The organism is bacterium (assembly GCA_035529855.1).
Classification (GTDB): domain Bacteria; phylum RBG-13-66-14; class B26-G2; order WVWN01; family WVWN01; genus WVWN01.
Genome location: DATKVX010000060.1, coordinates 1 through 17,298, shown reverse-complemented (window position 1 = coordinate 17,298; position 17,298 = coordinate 1). Strand labels below are relative to the sequence as shown.

Below are 17,298 nucleotides of genomic sequence, written 5' to 3'. Positions count from 1 at the left end.
GCTGGCGCTGGACCCGGTGTGCCCGGGCGAACCTATTCCCGAATGGCGAGGGCGGACCTCATTCGTCCCGCCCATCCTGGAGGAAGAGCGCCCCTCTCCCGAGAACCGCGTCGTAATAACCTGCGGCCCACCGATAATGATTAAGTTGGTCGCGAAGTGCCTGCTCGAAAAACTGGGATACGCGCCGGGTCAAATTTGGACGACGCTGGAGATGAGAATGAAGTGCGGCCTCGGTAAATGCGGCCGCTGCAATATCGGCTCGACGTACGTCTGCAAAGACGGGCCGGTTTTCAACTACGAACAGATTCTTTCCTTTCCCCAAGAATTTTAAACATCTGGTCCAACGGAATTATAAAGGCCGCGCCGCGGCCTTTTTTGCTACCGTTCCCCGCGTCTTGTTATATAATGGCTCGTGCGACCTAAAATGAAGTCGCTGGTTATATTACTGGCAGCCGCGGTGACGACGCCGGCCGCCGCCGTCGCGGCGGGCGAAGACGAGGCCATCGCGATCGTCAAGAGCTGGCGCGGCGAGGCGTACTTTATGAGTATCGGCCGGGCGGTGGACGGGTTACTTATGGGGTTCGAAGCGGAGGGCCACGCCGTCCAACCCATCGCCTGGGACGCGACCGAAACCCTCCCCGGCCACTACGACGTCCGCTACTCGTTTCTGCTCGACGCCGCGAACGCCGAGATGATATTCCTGCTCGATAAAGGCGAGGGCCGCGTTTCGCCGGCCAACGATATGGCTCGAGCCGCGGTAATGCTCGCGACCTCCGTCAATATCGGCGAAGCGCCGGCCCCGCCCGCCAAAGTACAACCGGGCGGCCGAAGGACCGCGGCCGAGATCCAAAACGAAATTGAAATCAAACAGCGGGAGCTAGAGGAGATTTACGAGAACTACCTCAACGTTTACCCGAACGCGGCCGGCAAACTCAAAGTCCGGTTCACCATCCTGGCCTCGGGGAGCGTCGCCGGCGTCGAAGTCGTCGAATCGACGATCAACCTGGAAGCGCTCGCAATCGCCCTGACGCGCGCCGTAAACAGGTGGATATTCACGCCCGCCGCGAACGACGTTACGCTCACATACCCCTTCATCTTCTACAGTAGGAAATAACGATAACCCGGTACCGGACCGAACGGAGACGGGTTTTAAAATACCCGCCGTACGATTAGAATGAAACCTTTTTACGCTTGCATCGTAATTGCGACCGCCGTACTCATCCCGCCGGCGCCGGGTTTCGCTTACGCCGGCGAGGGGGGCCGCGACCCGGCGGAAATAGCCTCGGTAATCGAACGGCATAAAGCGGAGATAGCGACGATTTACGATACGTACCTCGACGCCGGCCTGGCTATTGAAGGGACCGTCGTCGTGAAGTTCACCGTCGCGAGCACGGGGGCGGTAACGGCCAGCGAGGTCGCGGAGGCCACTACGGACTGCAAGCTTTTCGAAGAGGCGGTCGCCGCGGCGGTCGCGAAGTGGGACTTCGGCCCGGGCGCCGGCGACGCCATAACCGTGCGCTATCCCTTTACGTTCACGATTCCCGAAAAACCGGGAAAGTGACGGCGTTCACGAAACTTCCTCAAACGACCGTAGTCTAATGATTTATGGGCTAGTAAAATAAAAAGCCTGCGATTATCCGCTTGACTTACGTAGGGACCGGGTGTAGAATTTTTTCGTAATTTAACGCTAGGAGAGGACGCCAAGGGAGGCGGACATGCAAAAGAGAATACCGACGACGGCAGTAGTACTGCTCTTTATCGCCGGCGCGAGTTGGGCCGCGAGCGCGAAGTACGGCGACGCGGCCTTCTACATTGACGGCGAAAATAACGACATCCACGACGCGGGGTTGTACCACTTAAAATTGAACGACAGGTTATGGGTCGGGAACGGCGGACTAGGAAGCGGTAATTACCCGGGGAAGAGCGGCGTCGCAACCTTATATGCCGGAAGGTTCTGGGTAGGTACGAACGCCTGGGGAAAGCCGCGCGTCAGCGGCGACTTTGCGCCTTATAGGGCCGAATGGCACAAGATGCTCGGCCTCTTGTGGAGCGACGGCTCGAGCTGGAACCAAAGGCCGACGTACGTTACGAAACGCGGCGCCCTCGACTCGTACCTAAAAGCCGACGACCGCGACGCGAAGGAAGAAGGGCCCATCGGCCTGGTAGTCGAACAGCACGGCATGCAGTGGTCCGACACCACGAACGACGACTACATCATATTCCAGACCTACGTCCTAAACAAATCAGGCCGCACCCTAACCGACGAATTTATTTGCCTCTACTACGACTTCGACATCGGCGGCTCGACGTCGTATGACGACGACTACGTTCGCATCGACTACGGCCGGAAGATGCCGTACATGCACGATGACGAACCAAAACACCCGTACGTAGGGCTCCGCATCCTCGAAGGAAAACCGCATACCTTAGGCGTTCCCAACATCATGGAAGACCCCGATACCGACGCCAAGAAGTGGGCGTTAATGACCTCGGGAAAATGGATCGAACAGAAAGAGCCGTACGACTGGCGGGTGTGTTTGTCGAGCGGCCCGCACGTCTGCGCCAACAACGAGAAGCTACGGTTCGCGTTCGCGGTGGTAGCGGGCGCGAACCTGTCGGAGCTGCAGGCCAACGCCGACGCCGCGTATAACAAATATTGGGAAATCTACACCGGCGTGGAAACGTTTTGGGCCCGGGCGCTGCCCGGCGCGGTCGAGCTGAGCTGGGAGCCCAATATCAACTACGCCGGCTTCAACTTATACCGAGCCGAGGCGACCGGCCCCACAACCGAAGTCAAGGTCAATAACCGCTTAATCACGGGAAGGAAACCGTTCAGGTACGTCGATTCGACCGTCGCGGCCGATACGACGTACGATTATACCCTCGAGGCCGTGACGTTGAACGGCGGCAAGGAACGGTACGGGCCGGTAAGAGTTAAGGCCGAGGGGAAAACCAAGCCGTTATCCTTCCGCTTAGCCCAGAACTTCCCCAACCCGGCGCGCACGACGACGACCATAGCGTTTACGCTCGCCGAGGCCGGCGACGTAACGTTGGAAGTATTCGACCTGAGCGGCCGAAAAGTCGCCACCGTGGCGGAGGGGCACCGTCCCGCCGGCGAAAACGAGGCCGTACTCGATACCGGTAACCTAGCCGCGGGGGTTTACGTTTACCGCCTGCGAGCCGCCGACGCCGTCGCGACCAAGCGGTTGGCGGTCGTTAAATAGGGATGCCAAAGGAAGTATCGCGGCGCCGGCTTAAGCGGCCGGCGCCGCGGAAGGTTTTGTACACTAAGGAGGGGATGTCTGATGAAGAGGATAATAATCCTCGCGTTCGCCACGGCGCTGGCGGCCCAGCCGGCCTTAGGCGGGTTGGGCGATATAGTAAGCTCTTTCCGAGCTCCTTCGAGAGAACTACGGGGCTTGGCGCGCTCCGATACTTACCTCTACGCCTTATGTTACACCTCCCCCAACGTTATTTATCGTTTCAACCCGGATACCGGTATGATTCGGGGCGTATGGGATACGCCACGGCCCGAATATAACCGCGGCCTCGCCTTCTCCTGGGGCGGCCACCTTTGGATCGGCTGCTTCCAAAACGACACCGTATACGATTGTAACCACTTAACGGGTTCGCTAAACACCTCCTGGTCCGTGGGTCACGACCCTTACGGCCTCGCGCCGCAATGCACGGGCGACGGCGGCCGCGGAACGACGGCCTTGTTCTCTTCCGACAGCCTACCCGCTTATATCTGGCGCCACAGACTGAGTAACGGAAGTATACTCTCGTCCTTCCGATGTGGCGCGCTCAGATGGGATATCGCGTACGACCATCGCAACCAGCTAATATGGGCTCCTTCCTACGGCAGCATATACGGGTTCAGAGTCAACGGGTCGGCTCCGGTCGCCTCTTTCGCCGCACCTGCTACGGAAGCCACGGGGATGGCTTACCACGGTCAATACCTCTTTATCGGCTGTACGAATGGTTACATCTACCGCGTTCACTGTCCTGGTACCGTAAGCGTATCCCCAGCTTCCTTCGGAAAAATCAAGGCCCTTCAAAGGTAATTGCATAGTCGCGTTATAAAGGGAGGCGGACATGCAAAAGAGAATAACGAAAACGGCGGTAGTACTGCTCTTTATCGCCGGCGCGAGTTGGGCCGCGAGCACGAAGTACGGCGACGCGGCCTCCTACATCGACGGCGAAAATAGCGGCGTCCACAACGACGGCTTGCTCTGGCTCAAGGTTTGGAACCGCGGATACGTCGGCGACCTGAAGGGCACCGGCATCTATCCCGCGCCGAACGGCCCCGTTAACATTTATCGGGGTGAATTCTGGGTCGGCACGAAGTTCGAAGGTGCGCCGGAAAGCTTAGCGTACCGCGTGATTACACCTGCCCGCGGGTGGCGCGGCCTCACGCCCGTGATTATGTCCGAAGACCCCGAGTGGGCGCAAGTCCCCTCGTATATCAAACGCGAAGGCACCCTCGATTCGTACTACCGGATGGACGACGGCGACGCCGGCGAAAGCGGCCCCGTACCCGTAACGTGCGACGTACACGCCGCAAGTTGGTGTCTCGACGACTACGACGACTTCGTCGCTTTTCGCTACCACCTTAAAAACGAATCCCCGCAAAAGCTCGAAAATACCTATGTCGCGCTCGCGTACGACTTCGACATAGGCGGCTCGTTCTGTTATATCGACGACTACGTCGGCTTCGACGACGAGCGAAAGATGCCTTATATGTACGACGGCGCCCCCGGCCATCCATATTTGGGCCTGGTATGCGTCGAAGGTACCGTCCGCGGTGCGCACTCGTGGGATATCATGAACGACCCGGAGAACGACCGATACCTGTACGCTTATATGCAAGACCCGAGCTTCGATTGCGAACAAACCAAACCGTACGACTGGCGCGTGATGCTTAGCACCGGCCCGTACGAGATCCCCTCCGGCCTGACCGAAATTGTAACGTTCGCGGTAGTAGCGGGAGCCGACCTCGAGGCGCTACGCGAGAACGCCGATACGGCGCTGGCGATACTTAAACCCGGGCCGCTAACCAAACGGTTCGTACCTTCCGCGTTTAACCTCAGCCAAAACCGGCCTAACCCGGTAACGAGTTGCACTAAAATAAGGTTCGCCTGCCGGCTTTCTGCGAAGGTGAAACTCGCCGTCTACGACCTCGCGGGCCGCCGCGTCGCGATGCTGGCCGATAGAATTTACCAACCCGGAACGTACGAAGTGGAGTGGCGCCCCGGGGAAGCAGCGCCGGGCGTTTACCTCTATACGATGGAAGCGGCCGGCGAGAGGCTCGTACGAACGATGGTGGTCGCACCCTAGCGCGAAGCACACCCCATGACCCGCCCGCCAAACGGGCGGGTTTTTCTTTGCTAACCTGCGCCGGGGATGTTATATTGGATTAGAATGTCGCGGCCTAATCCTTTGCCGCTAATAATCGCCGTACCGGCCGAATTATTCCAATTAAAGTAGATTATAAAGGCGAATAACCTAACGGCCTTATATTAAACGCGTAACCAGCGTCGCTACTGTAGTTGCCGAGGGATAAACTATGAATATCTGGCAGGCGCGTAAAGAGATAGTGGAAATAGGCCGCCGGTGCTACGAACGCGGGTTCGTCGCCGCGGCGGACGGCAATATGAGTTGCCGCGTAAGCGGCGACCTCATAGCCGCGACGCCGGCGGGGCTCTGCAAAGGGATGCTCGCGGCCGACGACATAGTCGTCCTGGACGCCGCGGGCCGGCGCGTCGAAGGCCGCCGCGAGGCCTCGAGCGAAATCCTTCTCCACCTCGAAATATATAAAGAGCGTCCCGACGTCGGCGGCGTCGTCCACGCCCACCCGCCGACGGCGACCGGCTTCGCCGTCGCGCGTATGCCGCTGGCGGAGTGCGTACTGCCCGAAGTCATAACGACGCTCGGAAACGTACCCTTGGCGCCGTACGCGACGCCTTCGACCGCCGAGGTCCCGGAGAGCATCCGACCCAAGCTCCGCGACTACAACGCGTTCCTCCTCGCCAACCACGGCACCGTGACGCTCGGCGCGACGCTGCTGGAGGCTTACTTCACGCTCGAGAAGGTGGAGCAATTCGCCCGCGTCATGTTGGTCGCCCGGCAGCTCGGCCGCGTCTCCGTGCTCACCGCCGAGGACGTAAAAAAGCTTACGACCATCGCCCCCGGCAAAGCCCCGCTAAACATACCTTGCGATACGTGCGACGTCCCCGACGGCGAACCCGCGGCGTGCGAAGACGAAGCGCTGGTCCGCGACGCCGTCCGCCGGGTCCTCGAGCGCCTGCGAGACCAAAAGGACTAACGACCGCCGGACGTCGCCCGGCTCGAGCCGTTAAACGAACGCCCCGCGCGACGCGTCAAACCTTCGACACGGTATCGTTCAACTCGAGTTGAGGTAGTTATTATGCTACAAAAGCTATGTAGCACCGCGGTAACGTTAGCGGCGGCGTCGTTACTGTTGGCCGCCGTCGCCGGCGCCGACGGCATAATTATACCGTACCCCTACCCCTTCCCGCCCTGGCCTAAGCCCCAGCCGCCTCAAGAACGCTACAGCCTCGACATTAAATATCACCACGTCGAGACGGTCATCGACGACCAGGTCGCGACCACCCACGTCGACGAGTTGTTTAAAAACCCCTACAACTTCGACGTCGAGGGCGTGTATATCTTCCCGCTGCCGAAGGGCGCGGCCGTCGACCGCTTTTCGCTCAAAGTGGACGGTAAACCGGTAGAGGGGACGATGCTCGAAGCCGACGAGGCCGCGGCCGAATATCGCAAACTGGTCAACCGGAATAAGGACCCGGCGCTGTTGGAGTATATGGGCCGCGGCGCCGTCAAAGCGCGCATTTACCCCATTCCGGCGAAAGGCGAGAAGCGCGTCGAAATTACGTACTCCGAGCTCCTGCCCTACGACGGCGGCCTGACCAAGTTCGTATATCCCCTCGACACCGAACGCTTCAGCCGCGAGCCTATAGAAGACGTCGGCGTCGAAGTGAGCATAAAGGCCGCCGGCCCCGTCGAGAGCGTATTCTCGCCCTCGCATAAAATCCAGCTCGAGCGTAAAAGCCCGACCACGGCCGAGGTAAAGTACCACGTTAAAAACGTAAAACCCGCCGAAGACTTGATCCTGTACTACCGCGTAGGCGGCGCCGAAATGGGAGCGAGCGTCCTCGCGCACAAAGAGGGCGGCGAAGACGGGTTCGCCATCCTCATCATCACGCCGCCGGCGGTGACGCGGGCCGCGCCCGAGCCCAAAGAGCTCATCTTCGTTCTGGATATATCGGGCTCGATGGCGGGCGAAAAAATCGAACAGGTCAAAGAGGCGGTTAAGTATTGCCTAAACCAACTGGCGCTGGCCGACCGCTTTAACATCGTACCGTTCAACGAGCAGCCGACGCTGTTCCGCGACAAGGCGGTCGGCGCGAGCGCGGCTAATGTATCGGCGGCCCTCGACTTCGTCGATAAGTTAACGGCCGGCGGCGGCACGAATATCGACGGCGCGTTGGCGAAGGGCCTGGCGTCTACCTCCACCGAGCCGGTCGGGCCCACGATGGTGGTCTTCCTCACCGACGGCAAGCCGACGGTAGGCGAGCGGAACGTAGCCGACATCGTCGCCAACGCCGTCGCCGCTAATGGAAACGTGGACGGCCGCCTGTTCTCGTTCGGCGTCGGTTATAACGTTAAGGCCGAACTCCTCGACGGCCTATCCCGGAAAAACGGCGGTACGGCTCAATACGTAGAACCGGGCGAAGACATCGAGCTGGCCGTAACGTCTTTCTACGACAAGATCTCGAAGCCGATTCTTACCGACGTGGCGCTCACCTGGGAAAAGGTCGGATTTTACGACTCATACCCGCCGTCGGTGCCGGATATCTTCGCCGGGACGCAGCTCACCGTCCTCGGACGGTACAAAGGCGAACTGGCCGACGGCGTCCTGACCGTCTCGGGCGAACGCGCCGGCAAGCGGGAGTCGTACCGCTACGACCTCGGCGCCGTCGCCGGCGAGAGCCGCGACAATAAATATATCCCTGCGCTGTGGGCCACGCGCAAGATAGGTTTCCTGCTGGAGCAGATAAAGCTGGAGGGCGAAGACAAGGAATTGATCGACGCCATCGTCAAGCTCTCCAAACGCTACGGCGTTCCGACGCCTTACACGTCGTACCTGGTGGAGGAAACGGGGCCGGCCGTCAAGCATCCCGCGCCCGGGGTGTGGGGCGGCCTCGCCGGCGGCGAGGATTTGGCGGCCGCCGGCGCGTGGATGAACGGGCGAGGCGGTCCAACCTACATCGGGAGCGCGGCGGAACTATCGGTCCGGGAATCGAAGGCCATCGGCGACTTGAAGCGCGCCGCGGTAGCGCCGTCCGCTTACGGCGGCGCCGCCGTGCGCTACGTGGAAGGTAAAAGCTTCCGGTTGGCCGCCGGCACGTGGCGCGACCTGGCCCTCGACGACGAGACGAACCGAAGCGTCGTAGAGGTGGAATTCGGGAGTAAAGAGTACTTCGACTTATTGCAAGAACACCCCGGCCTCGCCCCGTACTTTGCCCTGGGCGAGAAAGTCGAAGTGTCGTTTGGAGGGGTAACGTACCGCGTTACGCTATGAGATACTACCAACCTACGCCGCGCCGCGATTACGGCGTGCTCGTCCCGCGGCGCCCGCTGCTAGCCCTCGGCCGGCCGGGCGCCGCTTCTAATTTCCTTAACTACCTGTTGGCCGCTTTCCTTATCGGTCGCGGTAACGATGAAGTCGTGGAGGTCGAGAAATTCGAAGACGGCTTTCGTCTTGGGCGAAAACTCGATAAAGACTATTTCGCCGCCGCGTTTCCGGGCGCCGCCCACGGCGTACAGCAGCGCCCCCACGCCGGCAGTACTAATAAAATCTACGCCCTCGAGGCTCACGATAACCCAAACGACCCCTTCGTTCTCGATCTCTTCAAAGAACTTCGAGACCTGGGCGGCCTCTTCGATACCAACCTGGCCCTCGACCGCTACGACGACCACGCCGTCTTTGCTCTCTTCTATCCTCGTTATCTTGAAATCTCTCATGCGAACCTTCCTATGGACTGCGCTCGCGTTAGGTGATTATTTCCGCTTCATCCCGGTTTAACCGACCGGGGTATAGTGCAAGCGCCCGTCCTCCCCCTTATAAACGGTTAACGCGGATACGGGTACCAAACCGGCGGCCGTAAACACTTCCGACGTTTCGAGATTGACCGTCAAGCCGACGTCTACCGGCAAACAGCGGACACCCGTCGCCCTGGCGATCGCTTCACTCAACGCTATCGGGTCGGTTACGTCCAACATTTTACCCAATAGGGCGACCGAGGGTCGAACTTCGGACAGCAACCGCCCCACCGCCTCAACGCCGGCGAACCCGGCGGTTCCTCCCGGCGCCGCCCCTTTCCCTACGGCCACTTCACCCACGTGCGCGAGGAATACGTTTCCGCGCGCCGAGCGATATAGAGCCGCCAACCCGTCCAAATCGCGGCCGGCAACTTCGGCTGCGTACGCGAAATTCGCGCCCCCGGCCGCGAACGTCAAACCCAACGCGTCAACGCTACCGCCACCCGCGGCGTCGGCGAGCTTAACGTCGAGCGTAGCGTCGCCGACGCGGTACGCGTGCCCGGGATAAAGGACCGTCAGCTTGAGAAACGCCTCGTCGAATGTCGAAAGCCAGGAATAATATTTCTTGTATACCGCGCCGCTAACCAATACCTCGATTTTTTTTACAGGCCCCAAGGCCGCCTGGTTGTAACGATTGAAAGCGGCCAGGAGGGGTTCTAAATCGGCGCCGCGGTCCCACGCCGCGCCGGTAACGACTATAGCCTCTACGTCGGCCAGCCGGCGCCCCGCCTCCGCGAAATGCGTGACGAAATTCTTACCCGGGTCTATGACGACGCCGCGGCCGCCTATCCAGACGAAATAACCGCCGCCCCCCACGTACGAGTGACCCGAACGCGGCTTCCCGAAAAAGCTACCGTCGTCCCACGTGCGGTAACATTCCAGAAAGGAGACTTTACGTGCGTCCGCAGTCCGTTCGGAGGTGAAAAAATCCGGTGGTCGCCCGGGGGCTTCGGCCAAAGCGTAAACGGTGGTCCTCAGCCGCTCGAAGGCTTTTTCCCGGTCCGTCGCGACGCTTAGTTTTTGCTCGAGTTTTTCACGCCGGTTTCGGGCGTAGGTCAATAAACGCGGGTCGCCGCGCCCGATATCGGTAACCTTTTTATATAGGCGGCGGGCTTCGTCGAATTGCGATAACCGCTCGAGTACGCTCGCTTTCCACACCAGCGCCGTAATATTGTTTCTGTCGGCTTTAATTACGGCGTTGAAATAAGCTAAAGCGTCTTTTACCTTGCCGTCTTTACTTAACCGGATACCCTCCCCGAGCTTGGCCTTTAAGTCGTCGACGATAAACGAGGGCGTAACTGGCGCCGCCGTACGTTGGGTCTGCATACGTTTCCCCGCGGCGACCATCTCAAGCGCCGCGTCCTTATCGGCCGCGCTCGTTATGTAATCCCAAATGTCGAGGAACTCGAAGATCGTACGTACTTTGGGCGATACGTCCGTGAAAATTACTTCCCCGCCCCGCTTGCGCGCTTCGCCGACGGCCGACAGCAGCGTACCCATCCCGGCGGAGCATATGAAATCCACGTTCTTCAATCTGATAATTACCCACGGCCGGCCGGCTTTAAATACCTCGTCGAAGCGGCGTTGGAGCTCGTTCGCTTCCTCTATCCCGACGCGGCCCGTAATCGTCGCCATCGTCGCGCCGGCGCCGACGTTACGGTTTACCGCTACACCACCCGCCGTTGTCTTGTTGTTAACCATCGACTCTATCCACGTGAGCTATTAAAACGGTACGCACGGGAGCCGCGCCGCGACCCAAAAGGCGCATCGCCGCGCCGCCCTCCCTCATTATTAGAACCCGGTCGCCGCGGCCGGCATCCGCCAAATCCCACGCTACTACGACCCCGCCCCTCCCCCTCTCCTCGGTTTCCGCGAAGACCAGTTTTAAACCGGCAAGCGCCGGGTGTTTAAGGTTCGAGGGCGCCGGCCCTAATACGCGTGCCAACTCCATTACGCGCCTTCCTTATTCCGCCCGTGCCGTTCCAATATCGCGACGCAGGTGGCGTCTACGGGAACTTCGTCCCGGCCTAAAGCCAACGCCGCTTCCTTTCCGCCAATCCAAATTACGCGGGCCCCGCGCCCCGCGCCCACTACGTCGCACGCTACGAATTCCCCGCCCACAGGCCGGTCTTTTTCGTCGACCGGCAACGCGAGGAGGAACCTTTTTCCCTCGAGCCCTTCGGCGACCCGCGCGGCCACAACCGACCCTAAAACCATACCTGCTTTCATAAGGTTACTTCCCAGCTTTCCGATACGTAATTTCGCCGTTCGCTTCGACGGTCTCGACGATGGCCATAATGACCGCATCTACGGGCCTGTCTTTCGTCGACCGCGTCTGCCGCGCCGACGAGCCGGCCGCGGTCAATACCAGCTCCCCCCTCCCGGCCCCCACGGCGTCAACGGCCACGTAGTGGGAACCCTTTCCCCGGCCGTAGATGTCCGCGTCTTCCACGACGAGCAGTTTTAACCCGTCAAGACCCTCGTCTTTGACGGTCGACACCACCGCACCGACTACGTTACCGAGGCGCACGTCCTAATATAATTACTTTATAATAACATATCAAGCCCTATTAGCGGGCAGGTTTAAACCTCGGGTCTCGGCTCCCTCGTCATCAAATCGAAGACGGCGGCGCGGGGGTCTTTGCCCTCGAACATTACGCGGTACATTTCGACCGTAATGGGCATATCGATACCCGTCTTTCGCGAAAGCTCGTACGCCGCTTTCGTCGTTCGGACGCCTTCGGCGACCATCTTCATGGACGCTAGGATATCGTCGAGGCGCCGGCCCCTTCCCAACTCCTCCCCCACGTACCGGTTACGGCTGTGGCGGCTGGTACAAGTTACGACCAAGTCACCCAGCCCGGAAAGGCCCGCGAAGGTCAACGGTTTCGCTCCCCGGGCGACGCCCAGGCGCGTTATTTCGGCCAAGCCGCGGGCGAGCAACGCGGCTTTGGTATTGTCGCCGTATCCCAGGCCGTCCACGGCACCGGCGGCGATGGCAACGACGTTCTTGAGGGCCGCGCCGTACTCGACGCCGACGACGTCGTCGTTGGTATAAACTCTTAAATACGGCGTTATGGTCAATTCCTGTATTTCGCGCGCCGGCCCCTCTTCCCGCGACGCCGCGACTATAGACGTCGGTATCCGGCGAGATACTTCCTCGGCGTGGCTCGGGCCGGAGAACGATACGTACCCCCTCGCGCCGCCGGCAAGCTCCTCCTCGAGCACCTCGGTCATACGGGAGTAAGTACCTTCTTCCAATCCCTTGGCCGCGGAGACCGCAAGCTGTGAGCCGTCGCACACGTCGCGTATCAACTTCGCCGTCGAGCGCACCCCGAACGAGGGTACGACGAAGAAAACCGCTTCCGTGCCCGACGTCACCGCGGCGGCGTCGTTCGATATTTCCACGGTCTGGGGCAACACCACGCCGGGTAAAAGGTCGCGTCGTTCGCGCGTCTGGCGCAACATCTCGTATTCCTCGGGCCAGTAACACCACAGCCGTACGTCGTTGCCGTTCTCGGCGAGAAGGCGCGCGAGCGTAACCCCCCAGGAGCCGGCCCCCAGGACCGCGACTTTTTTGGAACCTTTACCCGCCATCCTTTTTTCGCCCTCCCAACTTACTTTCCGTACCCGCCAATAAGCGGGAGATATTCCTACGATGGGCGTAAACTATGGCCGCGGAACAAACGCCGCAAAAAACTATGAAATACGGGTCCACCGGCCGCCGCGAAACGAGGGGAAGTGCGAACGAGGCCACGAAAACCGCGACCGCCGCGCTCAACGAACCCAACGATACGTACCGCGTCGCGGCCACGACGACGAGAAAAACGGCGAAAGCTATTAGAATCAACAGCGGCTCGAGGGCCAGAAACGCGCCGGCCGCGGTAGCGACGCCCTTCCCTCCTCGGAAACCGAGGAACGGCGTCCAGATGTGGCCCGATATCGCCGCGGCGGCGGCCAAAATCCCGGCCGCGGCCAAATGCGGGAAAAGCCACTGGGCGGCCGCTACGGGCGTAACCCCCTTCGCGACGTCCAACAGAAACCCCGGTATGCCCCACCGCGCCCCCGCCGCGCGATACAGATTCGTCGCGCCCGGGTTGCCGGATCCTACCCGTCGCAGGTCAATACCCGCCATCCTTCCTAAAAACCAGGAAAAAGGTAACGCCCCGATTAAAAACGACGCGGCCACTATACCGACGTATATCAAGACCTTCATCTCCAAAAAATAACATCGCATCCGACTACGGACAACTAATATTTCCTTTCCTTTGGGCTTCGCAGGCGGAAGACGAGCCTAAGCGGGGTCCCCACGAAAGGGAAGGTTTCGCGCAGCCGGTTCTCTATGTAACGCCCGAGTAGCGGGGGCGGCTTCTTCGAAAGGTTAACGAATATCTGGAACCTCGGCGGCGCGGCGGCGGCTTGGACCGCGTACAGGAGCCGGACCTCTTTCTTGCCCACCCTAAAACTTCGCCGGGCCAAAACCTCTCTTAGAAACCGGTTCAACTCTCCGGTCCCGACGCGGACGTTGCGGTTCGCGTCGACCTCGCCTATCGTCCGGTACAACGACGCCGCGTCGAACCCCTCGAGGGCGGAGCCTGCGAGCAGCGGCGCGTACGAAGCAAAGCTCAAGTCGGACCGTACGCTTTTCAAACTCTCTTCCAAACGCGCGGCGCCGGCCTCGCCTTGGAGTAGGTCCGTCTTATTTAAGAACAATATTAAACCTCGGCCGTTGCGGTCGGCGTAACCGGCGATCTTGGCGTCTTGCGAAGTCGGCCCCTCGGCGCCGTCGAGCACGAGCACTACCACCGACGCCCTCTTAATCGCCGCCAACGATTTCCGCAAACCCCAGAGCTCGAGCCTTTCCTTGGCACGCGTCCTACGCCGGATCCCGGCCGTATCGACGAACAGGTATTTACGTTCGCCGTACGTTATCTCGACGTCTACGGCGTCCCGGGTCGTCCCCGGGCTTTCGTGGACTACGACCCTCTCATCTCCCGCGAGGCGGTTGAGGACCGACGACTTCCCGACGTTCGGCCTCCCCACGACGGCCACGCACAGCGCGTCGCGGGCCGTCGCTTCCACGGCCTCCGCGGCCGGGCCGAGCTCTTCGGCGACGGCGGCCAGGAGCTCGTAGCAGTTGAAACCGTTAGCGGCGCTCACGGGTAAGGGGTCGCGCGCGAAGCCGAGTTCGTAGAAGTCCGCGACGGCGCCCGTCAAAGACGGCGAATCTATTTTATTGACGACAGGGACGACGGGCTTTCTCAGACGGCGTACGAAGTGAGCCAAATCGCGGTCCAGCGGTAACAACCCCTCCCGGCCGTCGAACGTCAAAACGACGACGTCCGAGGAAGCCGCGGCGGCGTCGAGGCCCCTTTTTATACTTTGGTTCAACGTATCGTCGGGAGAAACCAAAAAACCGGCGGCGTCCACCAATTCGAAGACGACGTCGCCGAAGCGGCAAACGCCGGCCAATATGTCGCGCGTAGTGTGCGGCTCGTCGTTGGTCATAGCGATACCTCGACCTACGAGCCTGTTGAAAAGGGTGGATTTGCCGACGTTGGGCCGGCCGAGTATTATCACCCGTCTAAGATTTTTTACCGGGGGCACCGCGGACCTTCATAGTTAAAAGGCGGCTTCCCCGTAGAAGCCGCCGCGATTACCCGACTCTCCAAGTTCACTCTTCCTTAGGCTTTTCTTCGACCGGCGTTTCGGCGGCGCCTTCGTCCGGCGTCGTCTCCCCCTCAGCCGGCGTCGCTTCGGCTTCCTCGCCTTCCTTTTCCGCCGGCGCCTCCGCCGCGGGCTCAACGGCCTCCTCGGCGGCTTCCGCGGGTTCTTCGCTTTCCTCGGCTTCTTCGCCGACGCTTACGGGTTCGGCCTCCGCCGCGGGCTCAACGGCCTCCCCGGCGGCGCCTTCGTCCGGCGTCGTCTCCCCCTCAGCCGGCGTCGCTTCGGCTTCCTCGCCTTCCTCTTCCGCCGGCGCCTCCGCCGCGGGCTCAACGGCCTCCTCGGCGGCGCCTTCGTCCGGCGTCGTCTCCCCCTCAGCCGGCGTCGCTTCGGCTTCCTCGCCTTTCTCTTCCGCCGGCGCCTCCGCCGCGGGCTCAACGGCCTCCTCGGCGGCGTCTTCGTCCGGCGTCGTCTCCCCCTCAGCCGGCGTCGCTTCGGCTTCCTCGCCTTCCTTTTCCGCCGGCGCCTCCGCCGCGGGCTCAACGGCCTCCTCGGCGGCTTCCGCGGGTTCTTCGCTTTCCTCGGTTTCCTCGCCGACGCTTACGGGTTCGGCCTCCGCCGATTCGCTTTCTTGGGCGTCGGCGGTAGCCTCCGCCTTCTCCTCGACGGTATCCTGCACCGTTTCCTCGTCCCGGGCCGGTTCTTCCTTTTGCTCCTCCGGCGCCGCCCCGCTTTCCTCGGCCTTGGCTTTAGCCTCTTCCGCGGCTAAAGCGGCGAGGCCGACACCTTTCTCTATGCCTTTGTCGCCGGTCTCGTTTTGATATTGCCAAAGGCTAAGGTTTATGCGCCGTTCCCTCGGCGAAATATTTATTGTTTTGACTTTAATCCGGTCGCCGCGGTCCAAGACGTCCTCAACGCGGTTGATCCTTCGTCCCGCTATCTCCGAGATATGGAGCAAACCCTCGATATCGTCTTCCAATTTTACAATAGCGCCGTAAGGCGTTATCCGAACAACGTCGCCCTCGACGTACTCGCCGACCGGGTACTTCTTCTCGATGTTGGTCCAGGGATCGCGCTCGAGCTGCTTGACGCCCAGCGATATACGGCGGTTTACGGAATCGATGGTCAGGACCACGGCTTCCACCGTTTGCCCTTTTTGGAAAACCTCCGAGGGGTGGCGCACGCGCTTCGTCCACGAAATATCGGATATGTGGATAAGGCCGTCGATACCTTCTTCCAACTCGACGAATACGCCGAACTCCGTAATATTTTTCACGACGCCTTCTATCCTACTGCGCGGCGGATAACGTTCCTCGATCGTATCCCAGGGGTTAGGCATCGTCTGCCTTAAACCCAAAGATATCCGCCGATTTTTTTCGTCGATCTTGAGTATAACTACGCCGATCTCGTCGCCGACGGATAATAATTTGGAAGGGTGTTTAACCCGTTGCGTCCAGGACATCTCCGACACGTGGACCAAACCCTCGACGCCCGGCTCGAGCTCCACGAACGCGCCGTAATCCACGATCGAGACGACTTTGCCGATAACGCGATCGCCCTCGTTATACCTTTCCTCGACCGTCTCCCAGGGGTCATCCTCCAATTCCTTGAGACTCAACGATACGCGCCCCGTCTCCCGGTCGAAATCGGTAACTAAAACTTCCAAGTTTTGGCCCACCGATACGACTTCCGAGGGGTGATTGACGCGGCCGCGCGAAAGGTCGGTTATATGCAAAAGGCCGTCGAGGCCGTCGAGGTCTACGAAAGCGCCGAAGTCGGTGATGTTCTTGACCTCCCCTCCCAAAATGGCGCCGACCTCGATAGTTTCGAGGAGACGCTTACGCTTCTCTTCGCGTTCCTCCAACAGCAAAGCTTTGCGGGACAAAACAATATTACGGCGGCGCTTGTTGACCTTTATTATTTTCATGCGGAAACTCCCGCCCAGATAGGGTTCGAAGTCCCGCACCGGCCTGAGGTCCAACTGCGAAGCCGGCAAAAAAGCTTTAACGCCGATATCCACTATGAACCCGCCGCGAACGCGGTTGATTATCTTCCCCTCGATGTCGCCGCCCGTCTCGTAGACGTCGCGGACCTGGTCCCACGCGCGGTAGAAATCCGCTTTCTCTTTGGAGAGGACGATGATGCCGTCCTGGTCCTCTTTCTTCTCGAGGTAAACTTCCACCTTATCGCCGACCGTTATCGGTTCCTCTTCGGCGAATTCGCTAAGGCTGATAGTCCCCTCGGATTTGTAACCGATATCTACTAATACTTCGTCTTCGGTAACGGCGACAACCGTCCCGGTTACTATTTCGTTCTCTTCGATGTCCCGGAACGATTCCTCGTACAATCCCGCTTGTTCTTCGAACTCCTCGGCATCGAAGACCTCAGCGTCCTCGAGTACCGGTTCCATTCGGTGTTCCGCGCGCGCTTTCGCGGCGGCGCGTGCTTCTTCGTCGTTTTTCGTTTTAGGAGCCGAGCCCGTTCCTTCTA

Annotated in this window: 17 protein-coding genes; 8 read left to right on the top strand and 9 right to left on the bottom strand. The window is 60.3% G+C overall.

Annotated features, from left to right (window positions below):
• The 8 genes from VMX79_06600 to VMX79_06565 form a co-directional block, all read left to right on the top strand.
• On the top strand, positions 1-331 hold a 331-nt coding region (locus VMX79_06600), incomplete at its 5' end, for a heterodisulfide reductase subunit F (protein HUV86764.1).
• 93 nt (positions 332-424) lie between these two features.
• Entirely contained in the window at positions 425-1,114 is a 690-nt protein-coding gene (locus tag VMX79_06595; GenBank protein HUV86763.1) for an AgmX/PglI C-terminal domain-containing protein, read from the top strand.
• Positions 1,115-1,174: 60 nt separating this feature from the next.
• A complete protein-coding gene (locus tag VMX79_06590) occupies positions 1,175-1,561 on the top strand; it encodes a TonB family protein (GenBank protein HUV86762.1) in 387 nt (128 codons plus the stop codon).
• A 154-nt stretch (positions 1,562-1,715) separates the two neighbouring features.
• Entirely contained in the window at positions 1,716-3,224 is a 1,509-nt protein-coding gene (locus VMX79_06585; protein ID HUV86761.1) for a T9SS type A sorting domain-containing protein, read from the top strand.
• Positions 3,225-3,305: 81 nt separating this feature from the next.
• Positions 3,306-4,064 carry a hypothetical protein gene (locus VMX79_06580; GenBank protein ID HUV86760.1) on the top strand — a complete coding sequence of 253 codons (759 nt, stop codon included), beginning with the start codon at positions 3,306-3,308 and terminating at the stop codon, positions 4,062-4,064.
• A gap of 31 nt (positions 4,065-4,095) precedes the next feature.
• The gene (locus tag VMX79_06575; GenBank protein HUV86759.1) at positions 4,096-5,337 is read left to right on the top strand and encodes a hypothetical protein; all 1,242 of its coding nucleotides are present in this window, start codon (positions 4,096-4,098) and stop codon (positions 5,335-5,337) included.
• Between the two features lie 229 nt (positions 5,338-5,566).
• On the top strand, positions 5,567-6,325 hold the full coding sequence (locus tag VMX79_06570) for a class II aldolase/adducin family protein (GenBank protein HUV86758.1): 759 nt from the start codon (positions 5,567-5,569) through the stop codon (positions 6,323-6,325).
• 102 nt (positions 6,326-6,427) lie between these two features.
• On the top strand, positions 6,428-8,623 hold the full coding sequence (locus VMX79_06565) for a VIT domain-containing protein (GenBank protein HUV86757.1): 2,196 nt from the start codon (positions 6,428-6,430) through the stop codon (positions 8,621-8,623).
• A 59-nt stretch (positions 8,624-8,682) separates the two neighbouring features.
• On the opposite strand, the gene VMX79_06560 is transcribed toward VMX79_06565, so the two are convergent.
• From VMX79_06560 to VMX79_06520, 9 genes are all read right to left on the bottom strand, one after another.
• Positions 8,683-9,066, bottom strand: a complete 384-nt coding sequence (locus VMX79_06560) for an STAS domain-containing protein (GenBank protein ID HUV86756.1) — start codon at positions 9,064-9,066, stop codon at positions 8,683-8,685.
• Between the two features lie 57 nt (positions 9,067-9,123).
• Positions 9,124-10,845, bottom strand: coding sequence for an STAS domain-containing protein (locus VMX79_06555; GenBank protein HUV86755.1), 1,722 nt, complete (start codon positions 10,843-10,845; stop codon positions 9,124-9,126).
• Positions 10,838-11,095: a EutN/CcmL family microcompartment protein gene (locus tag VMX79_06550; protein ID HUV86754.1), complete on the bottom strand. Its 258-nt coding sequence runs from the start codon at positions 11,093-11,095 to the stop codon at positions 10,838-10,840. The genes VMX79_06555 and VMX79_06550 overlap by 8 nt, the downstream gene beginning before the upstream one ends.
• Positions 11,095-11,373, bottom strand: a complete 279-nt coding sequence (locus tag VMX79_06545) for a EutN/CcmL family microcompartment protein (protein ID HUV86753.1) — start codon at positions 11,371-11,373, stop codon at positions 11,095-11,097. The genes VMX79_06550 and VMX79_06545 overlap by 1 nt, the downstream gene beginning before the upstream one ends.
• Positions 11,374-11,377: 4 nt before the next feature.
• Positions 11,378-11,674 carry a EutN/CcmL family microcompartment protein gene (locus VMX79_06540; protein HUV86752.1) on the bottom strand — a complete coding sequence of 99 codons (297 nt, stop codon included), beginning with the start codon at positions 11,672-11,674 and terminating at the stop codon, positions 11,378-11,380.
• 53 nt (positions 11,675-11,727) lie between these two features.
• Positions 11,728-12,741 carry an NAD(P)H-dependent glycerol-3-phosphate dehydrogenase gene (locus VMX79_06535; protein HUV86751.1) on the bottom strand — a complete coding sequence of 338 codons (1,014 nt, stop codon included), beginning with the start codon at positions 12,739-12,741 and terminating at the stop codon, positions 11,728-11,730.
• Entirely contained in the window at positions 12,731-13,381 is a 651-nt protein-coding gene (gene plsY, locus VMX79_06530) for a glycerol-3-phosphate 1-O-acyltransferase PlsY (GenBank protein HUV86750.1), read from the bottom strand. The genes VMX79_06535 and plsY overlap by 11 nt, the downstream gene beginning before the upstream one ends.
• A gap of 14 nt (positions 13,382-13,395) precedes the next feature.
• Positions 13,396-14,724: a ribosome biogenesis GTPase Der gene (gene der, locus VMX79_06525; protein ID HUV86749.1), complete on the bottom strand. Its 1,329-nt coding sequence runs from the start codon at positions 14,722-14,724 to the stop codon at positions 13,396-13,398.
• 94 nt (positions 14,725-14,818) lie between these two features.
• Positions 14,819-17,218, bottom strand: a complete 2,400-nt coding sequence (locus VMX79_06520; GenBank protein HUV86748.1) for a 30S ribosomal protein S1 — start codon at positions 17,216-17,218, stop codon at positions 14,819-14,821.
• Positions 17,219-17,298 lie beyond the last annotated feature (80 nt).